Raw genomic sequence first — 18,139 nt, forward strand, 5'->3', positions numbered from 1 at the left:
GCCTTGCCTTCGTGCCCCGTCTGTCAGAAGTCATCGCAGCGCTGGAGAACCTGTGGCCCGCCGAGCGGGCCGAGTCCTGGGACGCGGTCGGAACCGTCGTGGGCGAGCCCGGCCAGGAGGTCTCCCGGGTCCTGTTCGCCGTCGACCCCGTCCAGGAGATCGTCGACGAGGCGGTGAAGCTCGGCGCCGACCTGCTCGTCACCCATCACCCGCTCTATCTGCGGGGGACGACGACGGTCGCCGCCTCCACCTTCAAGGGCCGCGTGGTGCACACGCTCATCAAGAACGACATCGCCCTGCACGTCGCCCACACCAACGCCGACTCCGCCGACCCGGGCGTCTCCGACGCGCTGGCCGGGGCGCTCGACCTGCGCGTCGTACGGCCCCTGGTGCCGGACCCGACCGACCCCGAGGGGCGCCGCGGCCTGGGCAGGGTGTGCGAGCTGGAGCATCCGCTGACCGTCCGCGAGTTCGCCGCCCGCGCCGCCGAGCGGCTGCCCGCCACCGCGCAGGGCCTGCGCGTCGCCGGCGACCCGGAGGCGACCGTCCGCACGGTCGCCGTCAGCGGCGGCTCCGGCGACAGCCTCTTCGACCACGTCCGGGCGGCCGGCGTCGACGCCTTCCTCACCGCCGACCTCCGACACCACCCGGTATCGGAGGCCCGCGCCCAAAGTCCCCTCGCGCTGCTCGACGCGGCGCACTGGGCCACCGAGTGGCCCTGGTGCGAGCTGGCCGCGGCCCAGCTCGACGAGATCTCCGACCGCAACGGCTGGGACCTCAGGGTCCACGTCTCGAAGACGGTCACCGACCCCTGGACCGCCCACGCGGCGTCCGCCCCGAACTCCAACACAATGGGAGCCCCCAACTGAAAGCCGAGCCCGCCGACCAGATCCGACTCCTCGACGTCCAGGGCCTCGACGTCCGGCTCCAGCAGCTCGCGCACAAGCGCCGGTCGCTGCCCGAGCACGCCGAGATCGAGTCGCTGACCAAGGACCTCACCCAGCTGCGCGACCTGCTCGTGGCCGCGCAGACCGAGGAGAGCGACTGCGCCCGCGAGCAGACCAAGGCCGAGCAGGACGTGGACCAGGTGCGCCAGCGCGCCTCCCGCGACCAGCAGCGCCTGGACTCCGGCGCCGTCACCTCCCCGAAGGACCTGGAGAACCTCCAGCGTGAGATCGCCTCGCTCGCCAAGCGGCAGGGCGACCTGGAGGACGTCGTCCTGGAGGTGATGGAGCGCCGCGAGTCCGCGCAGGAGCGGGTCGCCGAGCTGACCGAGCGGGTCGGCTCGGTCCAGGGGAAGATCGACGACGCCACCGCGCGCCGGGACGCCTCCGTCGAGGAACTGGACGGCGAGGCGGCCTCGGTGACCAAGGAGCGCGAGGTCATCGCCGGCTCGGTCCCCGACGACCTGCTGAAGCTCTACGACAAGCTGCGCCAGCAGCAGGGCGGCGTCGGCGCGGCCAAGCTGTACCAGCGCAGCTGCCAGGGGTGCCGCCAGGAGCTGGCGATCACCGAGCTGAGCGAGATCCGCTCGACGGCGCCCGACACCGTCGTACGCTGCGAGAACTGCCGTCGCATCCTGGTGCGCACGGCCGACTCCGGGCTGTAGGGGCGGTTCGGTGACGGCTTCGGCAGCAGCTTCGGCGGCCGGTCCGGTGCGGGAGTTCGTCGTCGAGGCCGACGGCGGGTCGCGGGGAAACCCGGGGCCCGCGGGCTACGGGGCGGTGGTGCTGGACGCGGCGACCGGGGAGTCCCTCGTGGAGGCCGCCGAGTACCTGGGGGTCGTCACCAACAACGTGGCCGAGTACCGGGGGCTGCTGGCCGGACTGCGTGCGGCGAGGGATCTGGACCCCGACGCGCGCGTGCACGTACGGATGGACTCCAAGCTCGTCGTGGAGCAGATGTCGGGCCGCTGGAAGATCAAGCACCCCGACATGAAGCCGCTGGCGGCCGAGGCGGCGCGCGTCTTCCCGCCGGGCCGCGTGACGTACGAGTGGATCCCCCGCGCGGACAACAAGCACGCCGACCGCCTGGCCAACGAGGCGATGGATGCGGGCGCGCGCGGTGAGCAGTGGTCACCGGCCGACTCGACGGCGGAACTGGACGCGGGGGGCGCCGCGCGTACGGCCGGTGCCGCCGTCGGTGAGCGGGTCGCCCAGGCCGCTCGCACCGGTGCCGAGGCCGACACCGACGCCGACACCGGCGCGGACGCCGACGTGCGCGCCGCCAAGACCGTGGCGTCCCCCGGCTGGGGACCCCCCGACATGGGCGCCCCCGCCACCTTCGTACTGCTGCGGCACGGCGAGACGCCCCTGACCCCGCAGAAGCGGTTCTCCGGCAGCGGTGGCAGCGACCCGCCCCTGTCCTCCGTCGGCCGGGAGCAGGCCGAGAGGGTCGCCGCGAGCCTGGCCCGGCGCGGCACGGTCCAGGCGGTCGTCGCCTCGCCCCTGGCCCGCACCCGCGAGACCGCCGGCATCGTGGCCGCCCGCCTCGGCCTGGAGGTGACCATCGAGGAGGGCCTGCGGGAGACCGACTTCGGCGCCTGGGAAGGGCTCACCTTCGGCGAGGTGCGCGAGCGGTACCCCGCCGACCTGGACGCCTGGCTGTCCTCCCCGGACGCCCGGCCGACCGGCGGCGGCGAGAGCTTCGCGGCGACCGGCGAGCGCGTCGCCGCCACCCGCGACAAGCTGGTCCAGGCCTACGCGGGCCGCACCGTGCTGCTGGTCTCGCACGTGACGCCGATCAAGACGTTCCTGCGGCTCGCCCTGGGCGCCCCGCCCGAGTCGCTGTTCCGGATGGAACTGTCCGCGGCCTCGCTGTCGGCGGTCGCGTACTACGCCGACGGCGGCGCCAGCGTCCGCCTGTTCAACGAGACGTCCCACCTGCGCTGAGCGCCGCCGCCGCACGGGCCAGCGACTCCACCCGGTCCCAGTCCCGGTCGGCCACGGCGTCCTTCGGCAGCATCCAACTGCCCCCGACGCAACCGACGTTGGGCAGTGCCAGGTACTCCGGGGCGGAGTCGGGACCGATGCCGCCGGTCGGGCAGAAACGGGCCTGCGGCAGGGGAGCGGCGAGCGCCTTCAGGTAGGCGGTGCCGCCCGCGGCCTCGGCCGGGAAGAACTTCATCTCCCGCACCCCGCGCTCCAGCAGCGCCACCACCTCCGAGGTGGTCGACACCCCCGGCAGGAAAGGCACGCCGGACGCCCGCATCGCGTCCAGCAGGACGTCCGTCCACCCGGGGCTGACCAGGAACCGCGCCCCCGCCGCGACGACCTCGCCGACCTGGCCCGGCGTGATGACGGTGCCCGCGCCGACCACGGCGCCCGGCACCTCGTCGGCGATGGCGCGGATCGCGTCCACCGCCACCGGCGTCCGCAGCGTCACCTCGATCGCGGGCAGCCCGCCGGCGACGAGCGCCCGGGCGAGCGGTACGGCGTCGGCGAGATCGTCGACGACCACGACGGGCACGACGGGGGCGAGATCCAGCACCGAGGTGGCGGGGGAGGAGGGCAGCGGAGAACTCATGACCTCATCGTGCCGCCGCAACGCACGACACGCAACGCACGTTGCGGCATGCGCAACGGCAGCGAAAGCCGTCCTACCGGAGCGTCAGTGGATCTCGTCCACCAGCACGTCCAGCGACCACGGCCGCCCCGCCTTCGCGGGCGCCGCGGCCTCCACCTCGTACCCCAGGTCCCGCAGCGCCTCCACCAGCTCCGCCGGACCGCCCGGCGCGCTCCCGGACGTCAGCAGGCTCCGGACGATCCGCCCCTTGGTCGCCTTGTTGAAGTGGCTGACCACCTTCCGGGTCGGCGCGTGCAGCACCCGTACGGTCGCCGTCCGCCCGGCGACCTCGCCCTTCGGCTTCCAGGCCGCCGCGTACGCCGACGAGCGCAGGTCCAGGACCAGCCGCTCCCCGGCCGCCTCGGGCAGCACCTCGGCCATCGGTGCCCGCCAGTACGCGCCCAGCGCCCCGAGCCCGGGCAGCTTCACGCCCATCGAGCACCGGTAGGAGGGGATCCGGTCGGTCACCCGCACGGCACCCCACAACCCGGAGAACACCAGCAGCGAACGGGCCGCCCGCCGCTTGGCCGCCGCGTCGAGCGAGGCCAGGTCCAGCGCGTCGTACAGCACACCGGTGTAGATCTCCCCGGCCGGCCGGGCCCCCGCCGTCAGCAGCTCCACGTTCTTGGCGACCTCGCCGCGCAGCCCCTCGCTCAGCCCCAGCACCTCGCGGGCCTTCTCCTCGTCCCCGGCGCACAGGTCGACGAGTTCGCCGAGGACGGTCTCGCGGGCCGGGGTCAGCCCCGGCAGCGACAACGCGTCGGTCTTCAGCGGGGCGCCCCGGCCGGACGCGGCCTTCCCCTCGGACGGCGGCAGCAGGACAAGCACAGGCACTCCTTCGATCCAAGCTCCCGGTCAGGGTACGGCGTGCCCCTCCCGCGCCTGGTTGAGGGCCCGTACGAGGCCGCCGACGTCGTCGGCGTGGCAGCGCACCACGCTGACCTCGTGCCGCCGCCCGAAGAAGGTGACGTGGGTGACGGGCTCGGTGAGTTCGACGGTGACGGACGTCTGCGCGCCCACGGCGAGGTTCAGCTCGCCGTCCTTCGGCTCGTGCGTCGCGCGCAGTTCGCGGCGGACCGAGGCGATCCGCTCCAGCGGTATCCGTACGTCGACATGGACGGCCCGGCGGATCCGCAGCGTGCCCGCGTCCGGGTCCAGGACGTGCGGGCGGACCACGGACGCGGCGTGCAGCCCGATGACGAAGACGACGGTGTACACGTCCAGGACCAGCACCACGTGGTGGACGGTGGGCCAGTCGCGCAGCAGCACGGACATCCCCACGGACTCGACCACGCAGACGAACGCGAAGCCGAACATCATCGCGCCCTGCCCCCGTGCGTACCCGAAGGCGGCCGAGCCGTCCGCCGTGCCGTGGGTCCGCCGGGTCATCCACAGCCACAGGCTCGCCAGCAGCCGCAGCTCGTGCCGGACCAGCAGGTACGGGACCGAGGCGAGGGAGGAGCCCGTCATGACCGCCGCCCTCTCGACACGATCTCCATGGCCTGCCGGATCGCCTCCGCCTGCCCCGGCGCGAAGTCCGCGTACAGGGCGCGCAGGATGCTGTGGTCGAAGTCGAGGTCGACGCCCTCCTCGGGGACCAGGTCCGCCGGCATGGACTCGGCGAGCACCCCGGCCGCCGCCGCCACCCTCGGATCGTCGGCGCCGACGTCCACCAGCTCGTCGAGCAGCGCGTACGCCCTGTGGGCCCGCGCCACCGCCTCCGGCGACCCCAGCGCGCCGCGCAGCGAGGCCACCAGCCCGGCCCGCTCCTCCGGGGGCACCGTGCTCTCCAGCGTCGCCAGCATCTCGCGGTCCCGTACGGCCATGGGGGAACCGGAGACGTCCCCCATCCCCGCGAACAGCTCGGCCAGCTCCGGCGAGACCGGCCCCTCGGGCGGCAGCCCGCCCTCCGACTCCAGCAGGGCCCGCAGCCGCGTCCGGCGCTCCCGGATCGCGGCCTCCTGCCGCGCCAGATCCGCGTCCAGTTCCTCCAGCACCTCGGCCAGCTCCTTCCCGGCCTCGTCCGCGAGCACGTCCCGCACCTCGGCGAGCCCGAGCCCCAGCTCGGCCAGCCGCCGGATCCGGGCCAGCACGACGACGTGCCGCAGCGTGTACGACCGGTACCCGTTGGCCAGCCGTTCCGGCTCGGGCAGCAGCCCCTGGTGGTGGTAGTGCCGCACGGTCCGCGTGGTGACGCCGACGGCGTCGGCGAGTTCTCCGATCCGCATGCCCCCAGTAGAAACGTTGACGTTGCGACAGGGTCAAGCGAACGCACTGGACATCGCCGTGTTTCCTCTGATCCCGTACGACCAGGGGGTGGGGACGGTGGACGCACGCGAACAGGCACGGTGGACCAGGGCCCGGCTGGGGACCGGCGGCCCGCCCCTCGACCTGCTGACCGCCCGCTTCGACCGGCACGTCTACGCCCCGCACGCGCACGACGAGTTCACGGTCGGCGTCACCGTCGGCGGCCTGGAGGTCATCGCCTACCGGGGCGGCCACATCCACTCCGGCCCGGGATCCATCGTCGTCCTGGAACCCGGCGAGATGCACACCGGCGGCCCGGCCGCCCCCGACGGCTACTCCTACCGCGCCCTGTACGCGGCCCCCGCGCTGCTCGCCGACGGGCTGCGCGGCGACTCTCTCCCGCACTTCCGCGAACCCGTCCTCGACGACCCGCGGCTCGCCGCCGCCCTGCGCGCCGCGCACACGGACCTGACCCGCTGCCCCGACCCCCTGGAGGCCGAGTCCCGGCTGCCCTGGCTGCTCACGGCCCTGGCCGGCCGCCATTCCACGTCCCGGACGGCCGACGACACCGTGGTCCCGGGCGCCGCCGGCGTCGCCCGCCTCGTCCGCGACCGCCTCGCCGACGAACTCCTCGCCCCGCCGACCCTGGCGTCCCTCGCCACCGACCTGGGCCTGTCCCGCTACCAGCTCCTGCGCGCCTTCCGTACGACGATGGGGATACCGCCGTACGCCTGGCTCGCCCAGCACCGGGTGGCCAGGGCGCGCGGTCTCCTGGAGGCCGGGCTGCGCCCCGCCGAGGTGGCGGCGCTGGTGGGCTTCGCGGACCAGGCGCACCTGACCCGCTGGTTCCGCAGGGTGCTCGGCGTGACCCCGGCGGCGTACCGCAACAGCGTTCAAGACGGCGCCCCCTGAGGAGCCCGAGACTCGCCGCATGACTGCACGCGGCTGGTTCCTGTTCTCCCTGATGGGAGTGGTCTGGGGCATCCCCTACCTGATGATCAAGGTGGCGGTGGACACCGTCTCCCCGTCCGGGGTGGTGTTCACGCGCTGTGCGCTGGGCGCCGCCCTCCTGCTCCCCTTCGCGCTGCGCAAGGGCGACCTGTTCCGGACCGTCCGGGCCCACTGGAAGCCGCTCCTCGCCTTCGCGGTCATCGAGATCATCGGCCCCTGGTGGACCCTGACCGACGCCGAACGCCACCTGTCCAGCTCCACCGCGGGCCTGCTGATCGCGGGCGTCCCGATCGTCGGCGTCGCCCTGGCCCGCTTCTTCGGCGCCACGGAGACCCTGGGCGCGCGCCGGATCTGCGGCCTCGCCCTGGGCCTGGCGGGCGTGGCGGTACTGACCGTCCCGCACCTGACCGGCGGCAACGCCCGCTCTCTCGCCGAGGTGCTGCTGACGGTGGTCGGGTACGCCACGGCGCCGCTGATCGCCGCCCGCCACCTCAAGGACGTACCGTCCCTCCACCTCACCGCGTCCTGCCTCACCCTCGCGGCCCTCGTCTACGCCCCCGCCGCGATCCTCACCCGCCCCGACACACTCCCGGCGCCCTCGGTGCTCGCCGCCCTCGCCGGCCTCGGCGTGGTCTGCACGGCGATCGCCTTCGTCGCCTTCCTGGAGCTGATCAAGGAGGCCGGCCCGACCCGCGCGACGGTCATCACGTACGTCAACCCGGCGGTCGCGGTGACGGCGGGCGCCGTCTTCCTGGACGAGCCCCTGACACCGACGGTCCTCGCCGCCTTCGCCCTGATCCTGACGGGCTCGGTCCTGGCGACGGCGGCCACGACGGCCACTGGACCGATCCGCCGCACCCGCCCGGTACCATGGTCGACACGGCAGACGAGCCGGGCGGGCGGCCGCGTGGAGTCCCTCACGGGACTTCCCGAGGAACGTCCGGGCTCCACAGGGCGGGGTGATGGCTAACGGCCACCCGGGGTGACCCGCGGGACAGTGCCACAGAAAGCAGACCGCCGGGGACTTCGGCCCCCGGTAAGGGTGAAACGGTGGTGTAAGAGACCACCAGTGCCCAGGGCGACCTGGGCAGCTAGGTAAACCCCACCCGGAGCAAGGTCAAAAGGAGCGCCGTAAAAAGCGCTCTGCGCGGACGTACGAGGGCTGCCCGCCCGAGTCCGCGGGTAGACCGCTGGAGGCCGGTGGCAACACCGGCCCTAGATGGATGGCCGTCGCCGGAGGGCCCGCGAGGACCCTCCGGAACAGAACCCGGCGTACAGCCCGACTCGTCTGCCGCCACCTGCGACTCGGTCCTGCGCCCCACGCCTGTCGGACGCGGCGAACACGCCGTCCAGCTCAGGAAGTGAGCAGCAGCTGAATCCCCTCGCCCAGCCGTTGCCCAGCTCGCTGACTTGTAGCATCTCAGCACCGATGCACAAGGGGGACGCGTGATCGAACTGGCTGACATGATCCGAGAGTTGCGTGAGCAGCTGACCACCACCCTGGCGTACGGCGACGGCAGGATGCTCCGCTTCGAGCTGGGACCCGTGGAGGTCGAGGCATCCGTCGCCGTCGCACGGGAGGGCGGCGGGGACGCGAAGGTACGGCTGTGGGTCGTCGACGCCGGGGCGAGCGGTAAGTACGGCCACGCCGAGACACAACGGATCACACTCACGCTCGTTCCAAAGGTCGTACCGCCGGGCGGTGGCCTGTCGGAGACGGCGATGATCACGGGTGACGAGGTTGACGACGAGATCTGATCGAGGGATACGCCCGGAGCGGATCGCGGAGGTCATCGTCACCCTGCCGGTGGGCGGGAGCAGTGGGCGGCGCGGATCGGGGTATCTCGTCGCGTCCGGCACGGTTCTCACGGCTGCGCACGTCGTCGCGGGTGCCGACGGTGTCCGGGTCCGCTTCCAGGCCGACCGGCCGGGGGAGCGAGTCGTCGAGGCGATGGTGGCCTGGTCGAACGACAGCATCGACGTCGCTGTGCTGACTCTGCCGGAGAGCGATGCCGGTGACATCCCGCCCGTCTCCTTCGGCGGGATCGGGGAGCAGGACGCGGTGCTGAACTGCACGGCGATGGGGTTTCCCCGATTCAAGCTCCGTACGGACGCCGCAGGCCGCCGCTTCCGGGACGCCGAGCACTTGGACGCCACGTGTGCGGTGCTGGCCAACCGGCGTGAGGGCACTCTGGATCTGAGGATCACCGCGCCGCCCGCCGAGGATCCGGATCCCGAACGGGACGCCTGGGAGGGAATGTCGGGCGCGGCCGTCTTCAGCGGCGGACACTTGGTCGGCCTGGTCAGCCGTCATCACCGCAGGGAGGGGCCGGGCCGGATCGCGGCGGGTCGGGTGGACCGGTGGTCGGACGGTCTGGGAGCGATCGAACGGGCCGTTCTGGAGGGCCTGCTGGGCCACGGCCTGGCGGCACTGCCCTCCGTAGCGCCGGCCTCTGCCCTCGACCTCGTCCAGGAGAACCACAGAGCACAACTCACGGACATCGCGCCGGAGTTGCTTGACGAGCGGGAGGCCGAGCTGGCGGACCTGGTTTCCTTCTGCGGCGGACCGGAGCCGTACCGCTGGCTGCAGGGCCGCCCGTGGGCGGGGAAGACCGCGCTGGCGGCCTGGTTCGCGCTGCATCCGCCGCGGGGGATCGTGCCGGTGTGGTTCTTCATCACCGCCCGGTATGCCGGTCAGTCGGACGGCAACGCGTACACGGGGGCGGTCATCGACCAGCTCGCGGCGATCGCGGGCCGCGAACCGGCTACCGTGGGCTCCCCGGCCGCGCGCGACGGCGAACGCCGGCTGCTGCTGCGTCAGGCCGCGGAACGGGTCGCCGAGGACGGCGGCACGCTGCTGCTGGTCGTTGACGGCCTGGACGAGGACCAGTCCCGGATGCCTGGCGGCGGGGGCACCAGCATCGCCTCTCTCCTGCCCGAACGTCTCCCGCCGAATGTCCGCGTCCTGGTGACCAGTCGGCCAAGCCCCGGCATCCCGCCGGACGTCGCGGGCGGGCACCCGCTGCGCCACTGCCCGGTAATGGAGCTCTCCACCTCGCAAGCAGCCCGCCACACCGAGCACGAAGCCAAGTACGACCTCCAACGGGCACTGGCCGGCGACCAGTTGGAGCGCGACGTGGTCGGGCTCCTTACCGCTGCGCGCGGCACCCTCGCCGTCGAGGACCTGCGTGAACTGACGGGCGAGCCCGGCTACACGTTGCGGCAGAGGCTCGGGAGTGTGTTCGGCCGTATCCTGCGGCTGCGTGGCGGCGGCTTCGACAGTTCCGCCGAGACCGACGTGACGCTGTACACGACCAGCCGCGGCTACCTCTTCGCCCACGAGACACTCCTCGTGGCCGCCCAGGACGAACTCGGGCCGGACGCGGATTCGTATGGGGAGCGGCTGCACGCCTGGGCGGAGACGTACGAGCGCCGGGGCTGGCCGGAGGACACGCCGCTGTACCTGCTGCAGCCGTACGGCCGTCTGGTCGCGCTCCTCCGAGACGCAGGTCGAGCCACCGCTCTGGCCACGGATCCACGACGGCGAGATCGGCTGCGCGAGGCGACGGGGAGCGATGCGGCCTGCCTCGCGGAGATCGCGGCGGCGCGGGAGACGGTTGGGCTGGCCACCCCCGACGACCTGGGGGCGCTGGGGGCGCTCGCGGCGACGAGGGACCTGGTGGCCCGGCGCAACGAGTCGCTGCATCCCGACATCCCGGCCGTGTACGCGCGTCTCGGCCGTATCCGCCATGCCATCGGCCTCGCCCGCAGTGTCTTCCGGACCACGGACCGCGCCAGGGCGGTGATCGGTGTGGCCCGTGTCCTGGCGGAGGCGAGTGACCGGCGGGCAGCGGGGCTGGCGGAGGAGGCGGTGCGGCTGGCGGAAGAGGCCGCGGACGAGTCGGCGTCGCCCGACACGGTCGACTCGGCGCGGGCCATGAGGGCGACGGCCCTGGCACTGGCGGGCCGCGAGACAGAGGCGGCGCAAGGGTTCCGCGTCGGGCCCCGACCGCACGATGGCCCGAGCACCAAGGCCTTCGTCAAGGCCCTGATCACGACTGCCACCGTGCTACGGAATCCGGCGGGTGCGGTCGGCCTGCTCGGGCAGGCGGAGAAGTCCGCCGAGCTGATCGAGTTCCTTCCGGACCGTGTGCGCGTTCTGGCGAGCGTCGCCGAGGCATGCTCGGCGTGCGGCCTTCCCGAGGACGCGACACGGCTCTACGGCTCCGTGGTCCAGCTCGCCCAACGTCATGACACGACCGACTTTGAGAACCTCTACGCGGTCGCCGCAGAGGCCCTGCGCGATGCGCTCCCCTCCGAGGCCGAGCGGCTGGCCTCGTTGGCCGCGACGAAATCGCACCCGGGCGGGCACGGCGTCGGTGACGAGGCGACCTGTGGCGACGTCTGCGCACTCGTCGCCACGGACCGCATGACGGATGCCCACCGGCTCGCGGAGTACGTCGGCAATCCCGGCACGCTGCGTGCCCAACGGGTCACCTGGTCGGTGGTTGCCGAAGGCTGGGCCCGCAGGGGTGCGACCACCGAGGCCTGGGCGGCACTCGAACAGTCCCGGCAGGCCCGCCTGCGCGACGGCGACATCGACGACACCACGCAGCGTGTCACCGAGTTCCTCGCCCGCGCCGGTGCCGCCGAGCAACTGGTGACCACGCTGCTCACCCAGGAGTACTCCTCACCGGATGGCCCGACATGGTGGGAGGCCGCCGAAGTGCTCGCCGGTCTCGCCGGCCACCTCATCCCCGTCGACCCGCGGCGATCGCTGGATCTGCTCCACACGGCCGAGTACGGACATCAGCCAACGGCCACCGCGGTCAACCGGGTTGATCAGCAACACCTGGCCGCCTTGGCGGGTGCCCTCGCCACCGCAGGCAGACCCGACGACGCGGAGCAACTCGTGGCGGCGATCAGTGAGACCTCGGTGCGCGCCTGGGGCCTCGCCGTCGTGTCCCTGGCCGTCGCCGACAGCGACCCCGGCCGGGCACTGCGTCTCGCCGAGGAGGCCGTCGACCTGTCGTCAGCGGTCGGCTGGGACTGGGCTTCTCCTTCCCCCATGGCCACTGCCATCCAGGCGCTGGCCTGGGCCGGCGCGGCCGAACGCGTCGCGGGCATCCTTCGGGAACCCGAGCACGAGGACAGACCGTGGAGAGGGTACGACCATGACCGTGCCTGTACGGAGGCCGCCGCGGGCCTCTGGTCGCACGACCCCGAACTGGCGGCCCGGCTGGTGGACGACGTACTCCAAGGCGTGCACCTTGATCCCGTGTTGCCCCTCGCACCGCTGCTCGTCGCTGTCGGGTCCCACGACGGTGAACGCAGTGCGCGCGTCTGGCAGGCCCTGCACACCCCACACGTACTGGACCCCGCGCACGATGACTACGACGGGTTCCACCCGGACAGCAGAAGGGTGCTGCTCAGTCTGTTGACCGCCACAACCGACCCGGCCGCCGCACGCGGGCGACTCGACATGCTTCCGAGGCACGCGCCACCAGGGTTCAATGACGCCCAGGCAGTGAGCGGATCGGCCCTCGCCCACGCCGCGCTCGGTGATCACGAGGCGGCCCGGACCATGGCCGGGCGCGGAGAGGATGCGGAGCAATGTGCGGCGGTCTTCGCTCACCTCGCCGCGTACGTCGCTTCGCTGCCCGGCGACCGCCTCCCGGTTCCGCTCCACGCCCAATTCGACATCGCGCCGCTCGCGCGACGCTTGGCCACACTCCTCGTCCCGCCCCCCTCCGGTCCCGACCTCCCGCGCGCAAGGGCCCTCCTCGCGGAGGCCCTCACCCCAGAGGGCTGGCATCACGCGCTACCGGTGCTCGCCGTGATCGATGCCGATGCGGTCCTTCGGGTGCGGGATGTCCTTCTTGCCGCTGACTCGTCCGCCACGGCTGGTCGAACGCCGTGGAGTGGCGCGAATGGGTGATCACTACACGTGTGCTGGTCGGCGCCGGCAGGTCACGGAACGTCGCGGGATCAGCTCTCCCGCCCCGTCGCCGCCACCGTCACGCCGAGGCCGATCATCGTGAGCCCGCCGGCCCCGCCCACCAGGGAGAGTCGCCTGGGTGAGCGGGCGAACCAGTCGCGGCCGGTCGACGCGGCGAGGCCCCACAGGCTGTCGCAGGCCAGCGCGATGACGTTGAAGACCAGCCCGAGCAGCAGCATCTGGACCGTGACGTGTCCCTGCGCGCGGTCGACGAACTGCGGCAGTACGGCGGCGAAGAACACGATGGTCTTGGGGTTGGCGACCCCCACCGCGAACCCCTCCCACAGTGTGCGCAGCCCGCCCCGCGCCGGCTCGTCACCCGTGAACGCCGCCCGCAGGGCACCGCGTTGCCGCCACGCCCTGACCCCCAGGTACACCAGGTAGGCGGCGCCGGCCAGCTTCAGCGCGGTGAAGACGAGGACGGAACGCTCCACGACCGACCCGACCCCGAGGGCCACGGCCACGACGAGCAGATAGGCGCCCAGCGTGTTGCCCACGACCGTGGTCAGCGCGGCGCGGCGGCCCTGGGCCAGCGCCCGGCCGATCACGAACAGGACGCTGGGTCCGGGGACCACGATCAGCAGGAACGACACGGCCGCGAAGGCGAACAGACGGTCGGCAGACACCATGCCGCCCATCGAAGCATGGCCGGGATTGCTTCTCAGCTCGATTTTTCGGCTCTTCGAAACTTTCGTTTGATTCGATCTTCATTTCTGACTTGGCGCGGGAAAAGGTGAGTTCTGGCTGCATCGATGGGCTCTTTGCGAGGCAATTAGCGTGGCGAAGGTTTCGAAAAATGTGCCGAAAGTGTTGACGCTCGACGTGTACATGCCAACCCTGGCGCCGTCCCCGAACCTTCAGCCGTGAGGAGTTCGCATGCGTTCCCTTGTTTCCGGGGTGGCCGTCGCCGTGTTGGCCGTCGCCGGTACCGTCGTCACCGGTGCCGACCCCGCGCAGGCCGCCGTCTGCAACGGCTACGTCGGGCTCACCTTCGACGACGGGCCCTCCGGTACCACCCGGGCCCTGCTCGACGCGCTGAAGCGGAACGGGCTGCGGGCCACCATGTTCGACCAGGGGCAGTACGCCGCTCAGAACCCGTCCCTGGTCCGGGCCCAGGTCGATGCCGGGATGTGGGTGGCCAACCACAGCTACACCCACCCGCACATGACCCAACTGAGCCAGGCCCAGGTGGACTCGGAGATCTCCCGGACCCAGCAGGCCGTCGCCAACGCGGGCGGCGGGACGCCCAGGCTGTTCCGGCCGCCGTACGGCGAGACCAACGCCACGCTCCGGTCGGTCGCGGCCAAGTACGGGCTGACCGAGGTGATCTGGGACGTCGACTCGCAGGACTGGAACAACGCGAGCGTCGACGCGATCGTGCGGGCCGTCTCCCGGCTGGGCGACGGACAGGTCGTTCTCATGCACGACTGGCCGGCCAACACGCTCGCCGCCGTCCCGCGCATCGCGCAGACCCTGGCGGGCAAGGGCCTGTGCTCCGGCATGATCTCGCCGCGGACCGGCCGTGCGGTCGCCCCGGGCTGACCGCACCCCAGGGGCCCGCGCGAAGAAATGCACGTGCGGGTCTCCGGGCCGGTGGGATACGTTCCCACCTGTTCGAAGGGGGGCCAGACATGGCGAAGTTGAACCAGATCATCGCGGTCGAGAAGGGCGTCAAGAGCAAGTCGCTCCAGGACGTCACCGCCGCGCACCAGAAGGTGCAGAAGCCCGCGCTGCTGGCCGGGATCTCGCGTACGTACCAGCCGAAGGACGAGGAGGGCGAGCAGCTGCCGCCCGAGTCGACGCGGGTGCAGGTGCGGGCCGAGGACGTGCTGCGCGAGATGGGCTCCTCGCTGACGCGGCTGTTCGACGTGACCGCGACCAAGGACTGGGCGAACTGCTCGGCCCGCGCGGACGTCACCGTCGACGGGCGGACGGTCGTCGCCGACGTTCCGGTCAGCTACCTGCTCTTCCTGGAGAAGCAGCTCACCGATCTGCACGCCTTCGTGAAGAAGCTGCCGACGCTCGACGCCGCCGAGGCGTGGGCGCAGGACCCGTCCACGGACTGGTGGAAGACGGACCCCGTCCGCACCATCCGGACGAAGAAGGTCCCGCGCAACCACGTGAAGGCCGAGGCCACGGAGAAGCACCCGGCGCAGGTCGAGGTGTACTACGAGGACGTGCCGATCGGGTACTGGACGACCGTGAAGTTCTCCGGCGCGCTGCCGGCGCGGCGGGTGAACGAGCTGCTGGGGCGGGTCGAGAAGCTCCAGCAGGCCGTCAAGTTCGCCCGGGAGGAGGCCAACGGCGCCGAGGTCACCGACCAGCGGGTCGGGGACGCGGTGTTTGGCTACCTGTTCGACTGAGGCCCCTCGCGGGCCCTCGTACGGGTAGCCCCCACAGATGCCCCCGCGTGCGAGCGCGGGGGTGCGCAAGCTGAAACTGACGTTCAGCCTGAAGAGGCGCGCCGCACGTGTCGCGTGCGGTCCGTGCCGTCAATCTCAGACTCTCGCTCCAGCTTCAGCATCGCCGCCGATCACCGGAGCGACAAGGCCGGACGACCGCCGTCGGATGCGAGTTCGAATCTCGTCTGCACCGCTTCCTGGTGCGGTAGTTCAAAGGCAGAACACGACGGCCTGACGACTGATCCGTCCTTTCACAGGACTCCGGTGTGCGCATCAGGTGGCATTCCCAGGGGCCCGGGAGCAGGCTACGCTCCCGGGCTCCGCCACGTCAGGACGCGGTGGTGCCGCGCGGCCTGCCCGCCACCCGTGCCAGATGGCGGCCGAAGACATGCCGTGCCTCGGGTGTCAGGGTCCGCAGCGCCACCATCGCCGTGATCACCACGTCGCACAGCTCCGCCTCCACGTCCTCCCAGGTGTGGGTGGTGCCCTTGCGCGGGTTCTGGCCGGTCGCGCCGATCACCGCCTCGGCGACCTCCCCGACCTCCTCCGACAGCTTCAGCATGCGCAGCAGCAGGCCCTCCCGGCCGCCGACGGGCTGGTCCGCCTCCAGCCACTTGCACAGGTCGTCGATGGTGTCCCAGAGATGGTCGGCCGGGGTGCCGACGGGGTTGTCGCTCATGCGGAGCAGCGTGCCATGCCCGGTCGGGGCGTGGAGTCGGTCCGGCGTCGGCGCGGCCTCAGTCGAACAGGGGCTCCTGCTCGCCCTCGGCCGCCTTCCGTACCCGCTTGTTGCGGGCGCCGACGACCACCGCCGTGGCCGCCGCCGTCGCCGCGAAGGCGGCCGGGACCATCCAGTTGCGGTTGACCGCGTGGCCGAGGGCGTGGTCGAGGGAGAGGCGGCCGGGGCCGGTGACCGCGAGGCCGGTGGCGGTCAGGGCGAGGGACGCGGCGTACTCGTAGCCGCCGGCCTGGGCGAAGAAGCCGTTCGGGGCGTGCACCGCCGCCGCGCCCGCCATCGCGCCGGCCGCCGCGGCACCCGCGGCCGGGGTGGCCAGGCCCAGCGCCAGCAGCGTCCCGCCGCCCGCCTCCGCCAGGCCGGCCATGACCGCGCTGGTCCGGCCGGGCTCGTACCCCATGGCCTCCATGGCCTGGCCGGTCCCCTCGATGCCGCCACCGCCGAACCAGCCGAGCAGCTTCTGCGCCCCGTGCGCGGCCAGTACGCCGCCGGTACCCAGTCGGAGCAGCAGCAGGCCCAGATCGCGCCGGTCGTAACAGTTCACGTCGACTCCCTCGCAGACGGCGGCGGCTCACACCCCACCACCGTCTCCCGGGTGTCCCGCGCGGGCCCGTCGCGGGCGCCGTTCGGGTGGCGGACCGGTGGCGGGGGCGCCGGGCCGGTGTGACGCTGGCCGGCATGACCATTCAGACCACGCGACTCAGCGACCCGGCCGTCCGCGGCTTCGTCACCGCCGTCAACGCCCACGACCGCGACGCCTTCCTCGCGCTGCTCGCGCCGGACGCCACCATGGCCGACGACGGAGCCGACCGGGACCTCGCCGAGTGGATCGACCAGGAGATCTTCTCCTCCAACGGCCACATGGAGGTCGACAACGAGTCGAACGGCGGTCGCGCCCTCATCGCCCGCTACCGCAACGACACCTGGGGCGAGATGCGTACCCGGTGGGACTTCACCGTGGACGACGACGGCCGGATCGCGCGGTTCGAGACCGGGCAGGCGTAGCCGGGAAACGGTGCGGCAGCCGTTCCGTCCACCGGTCTGCCGGTGTGGCGGAACGGCCGCCGCCTCCCCCCTCGGTATGGCCCATGGAGCGTGGTGGAAGGGCCTTGTGGAAGACCGACGCTTCAAGTGTGGAGTTCTGGTGAAGGGGATTTGAGCATAGGCCCTCCACCGGCCGCAATACTGCGGACTTTGATATTCCGATTGTGTGAATCGACTCAGCCGCGCCCCACGTACGGCATCGCCGTCGCCATGACCGTCGCGAACTGCACGTTCGCCTCCAGCGGCAGCTGCGCCATGTGCCGCACCGTGCGCGCCACGTCGGCCACGTCCATCACGGGCTCGGGTGCCGTCTCCCCGTTGGCCTGGAGCGCGCCGGTCTGCATCCCGGCCGTCATGTCGGTCGCCGCGTTGCCGATGTCGATCTGGCCGACCGCGATGCCGTAGGGACGGCCGTCCAGCGACAGCGACTTGGTCAGGCCCGTCAGCGCGTGCTTGGTCGCGGTGTACGCCACCGAGTGCGGGCGCGGCGTGTGCGCCGAGATCGAGCCGTTGTTGATGATCCGGCCGCCCCGCGGGTCCTGCTCCTTCATCTGCCGGTACGCCGCCTGCGCGCACAGGAACGCGCCGTTCAGGTTGGTGTCCACCACGTGCCGCCACGCCTCGTAGGGCAGTTCCTCGACCGGCACGCCGCCCGGGCCGAACGTCCCGGCGTTGTTGAACAGCAGGTCCAGGCGTCCGAAGCGGCCGCGTACGGCGGCGAACAGGGCCGCCACGTCGTCCGGGCGTGACACGTCGGCGCGCACGGGCAGCGCCGCGGCGCCCGCCGGGGCCAGCGCGGCCGTCTCCTCCAGTGTCTCGGGGCGCCGGCCGGCCAGCGCCACCGCCCAGCCCGCGGTGAGCAGTTCCACGGCGACCGCCCGGCCGATGCCGGAACCGGCGCCCGTCACGACGGCGATCTGCTGCGCGCCGACGGTTTCCTCGTCGGTGGTTCTCACGGAGTTCATGAGTCGGCAGCGTACGGGTCGCGGATCATGCGGACCTCACCGTCCCGACACGGGGTCGCCATGTTCGCGCCAAGCGAGTGTCGTTCCCGGACCGTCGAATGCCCCTTGCAACCACCGCAAGGGGAGGAACGGATGACACCCGCGAACCAGCACGCCCAGTCCCAGCCCTCGCACGCGCCCGAACTCCGCGCCGCCGCCGAACTGGACGCCGGAGTAGTGTGATTGGACTAGC

The 18,139-nt window shown here is 72.4% G+C and carries 16 protein-coding genes, 1 other RNA gene and 2 pseudogenes; 11 read left to right on the forward strand and 8 right to left on the reverse strand.

The window, feature by feature from the left end:
• Positions 1-11: 11 nt before the first annotated feature.
• Genes ACFC1X_RS07550 through ACFC1X_RS07560 form a run of 3 tightly spaced genes read left to right on the forward strand, consistent with a single transcriptional unit; the run spans position 12 to position 2,891 of the window.
• A complete protein-coding gene (locus tag ACFC1X_RS07550) occupies positions 12-869 on the forward strand; it encodes a Nif3-like dinuclear metal center hexameric protein (RefSeq protein ID WP_376349609.1) in 858 nt (285 codons plus the stop codon).
• Entirely contained in the window at positions 866-1,609 is a 744-nt protein-coding gene (locus tag ACFC1X_RS07555) for a zinc ribbon domain-containing protein (protein WP_376349798.1), read from the forward strand. Before ACFC1X_RS07550 ends, ACFC1X_RS07555 begins: the two co-directional genes overlap by 4 nt.
• Before the next feature lie 46 nt (positions 1,610-1,655).
• A complete protein-coding gene (locus tag ACFC1X_RS07560) occupies positions 1,656-2,891 on the forward strand; it encodes a bifunctional RNase H/acid phosphatase (protein WP_376349800.1) in 1,236 nt (411 codons plus the stop codon).
• Here ACFC1X_RS07560 and eda read toward each other — a convergent pair.
• The 4 genes from eda to ACFC1X_RS07580 form a co-directional block, all read right to left on the reverse strand.
• Positions 2,866-3,525, reverse strand: coding sequence for a bifunctional 4-hydroxy-2-oxoglutarate aldolase/2-dehydro-3-deoxy-phosphogluconate aldolase (eda, locus tag ACFC1X_RS07565; RefSeq protein WP_376349611.1), 660 nt, complete (start codon positions 3,523-3,525; stop codon positions 2,866-2,868). The genes ACFC1X_RS07560 and eda overlap by 26 nt on opposite strands.
• An 84-nt stretch (positions 3,526-3,609) precedes the next feature.
• Positions 3,610-4,392 carry a peroxide stress protein YaaA gene (gene yaaA / locus ACFC1X_RS07570; protein WP_376349613.1) on the reverse strand — a complete coding sequence of 261 codons (783 nt, stop codon included), beginning with the start codon at positions 4,390-4,392 and terminating at the stop codon, positions 3,610-3,612.
• Between the two features lie 27 nt (positions 4,393-4,419).
• A complete protein-coding gene (locus tag ACFC1X_RS07575; RefSeq protein WP_376349614.1) occupies positions 4,420-5,034 on the reverse strand; it encodes a hypothetical protein in 615 nt (204 codons plus the stop codon).
• Positions 5,031-5,792 (reverse strand): MerR family transcriptional regulator, encoded by a 762-nt coding sequence (locus tag ACFC1X_RS07580; RefSeq protein WP_376349615.1) that lies wholly within the window; start codon positions 5,790-5,792, stop codon positions 5,031-5,033. The genes ACFC1X_RS07575 and ACFC1X_RS07580 overlap by 4 nt, the downstream gene beginning before the upstream one ends.
• A gap of 97 nt (positions 5,793-5,889) precedes the next feature.
• On the opposite strand from ACFC1X_RS07580, the gene ACFC1X_RS07585 reads away from it, so the two are divergent.
• The 5 genes and pseudogenes from ACFC1X_RS07585 (at position 5,890) to ACFC1X_RS07605 (ending at position 12,700) form a co-directional block, all read left to right on the forward strand.
• Positions 5,890-6,723: an AraC family transcriptional regulator gene (locus tag ACFC1X_RS07585; RefSeq protein WP_376349801.1), complete on the forward strand. Its 834-nt coding sequence runs from the start codon at positions 5,890-5,892 to the stop codon at positions 6,721-6,723.
• 19 nt (positions 6,724-6,742) lie between these two features.
• Positions 6,743-7,522: pseudogene (locus ACFC1X_RS07590) on the forward strand (DMT family transporter); the annotation flags it as partial.
• Between the two features lie 127 nt (positions 7,523-7,649).
• An RNA gene (gene rnpB / locus ACFC1X_RS07595) (RNase P RNA component class A) lies at positions 7,650-8,053 on the forward strand.
• Positions 8,054-8,208: 155 nt separating this feature from the next.
• Positions 8,209-8,520, forward strand: coding sequence for a trypco2 family protein (locus tag ACFC1X_RS07600; protein ID WP_376349616.1), 312 nt, complete (start codon positions 8,209-8,211; stop codon positions 8,518-8,520).
• Positions 8,504-12,700 (forward strand): trypsin-like peptidase domain-containing protein, encoded by a 4,197-nt coding sequence (locus tag ACFC1X_RS07605; RefSeq protein ID WP_376349618.1) that lies wholly within the window; start codon positions 8,504-8,506, stop codon positions 12,698-12,700. Before ACFC1X_RS07600 ends, ACFC1X_RS07605 begins: the two co-directional genes overlap by 17 nt.
• Before the next feature lie 50 nt (positions 12,701-12,750).
• Here the strand turns inward: ACFC1X_RS07605 and ACFC1X_RS07610 are convergent, their stop codons facing one another.
• Positions 12,751-13,389, reverse strand: a complete 639-nt coding sequence (locus ACFC1X_RS07610; RefSeq protein WP_376349620.1) for a LysE family translocator — start codon at positions 13,387-13,389, stop codon at positions 12,751-12,753.
• 247 nt (positions 13,390-13,636) lie between these two features.
• Here ACFC1X_RS07610 and ACFC1X_RS07615 point away from each other — a divergent pair.
• Both ACFC1X_RS07615 and ACFC1X_RS07620 read left to right on the forward strand, forming a co-directional pair.
• Positions 13,637-14,296 (forward strand): annotated as a pseudogene (locus ACFC1X_RS07615) (polysaccharide deacetylase family protein); the annotation flags it as partial.
• 95 nt (positions 14,297-14,391) lie between these two features.
• On the forward strand, positions 14,392-15,123 hold the full coding sequence (locus tag ACFC1X_RS07620) for a hypothetical protein (protein WP_376349621.1): 732 nt from the start codon (positions 14,392-14,394) through the stop codon (positions 15,121-15,123).
• Positions 15,124-15,490: 367 nt separating this feature from the next.
• Here ACFC1X_RS07620 and ACFC1X_RS07625 read toward each other — a convergent pair whose 3' ends face one another.
• Both ACFC1X_RS07625 and ACFC1X_RS07630 read right to left on the reverse strand, forming a co-directional pair.
• On the reverse strand, positions 15,491-15,841 hold the full coding sequence (locus tag ACFC1X_RS07625) for a MazG-like family protein (RefSeq protein ID WP_376349622.1): 351 nt from the start codon (positions 15,839-15,841) through the stop codon (positions 15,491-15,493).
• Between the two features lie 58 nt (positions 15,842-15,899).
• Entirely contained in the window at positions 15,900-16,442 is a 543-nt protein-coding gene (locus tag ACFC1X_RS07630) for a DoxX family protein (protein ID WP_376349624.1), read from the reverse strand.
• A gap of 134 nt (positions 16,443-16,576) precedes the next feature.
• On the opposite strand from ACFC1X_RS07630, the gene ACFC1X_RS07635 reads away from it, so the two are divergent.
• Positions 16,577-16,903, forward strand: coding sequence for a nuclear transport factor 2 family protein (locus tag ACFC1X_RS07635; RefSeq protein WP_376349626.1), 327 nt, complete (start codon positions 16,577-16,579; stop codon positions 16,901-16,903).
• A 215-nt stretch (positions 16,904-17,118) separates the two neighbouring features.
• Here the strand turns inward: ACFC1X_RS07635 and ACFC1X_RS07640 are convergent, their stop codons facing one another.
• Positions 17,119-17,907 (reverse strand): SDR family oxidoreductase, encoded by a 789-nt coding sequence (locus ACFC1X_RS07640; protein WP_376349628.1) that lies wholly within the window; start codon positions 17,905-17,907, stop codon positions 17,119-17,121.
• Positions 17,908-18,139: the final 232 nt, after the last annotated feature.

It is taken from the genome of Streptomyces sp. NPDC056128 (assembly GCF_042263835.1).
Lineage (GTDB): Bacteria > Actinomycetota > Actinomycetes > Streptomycetales > Streptomycetaceae > Streptomyces.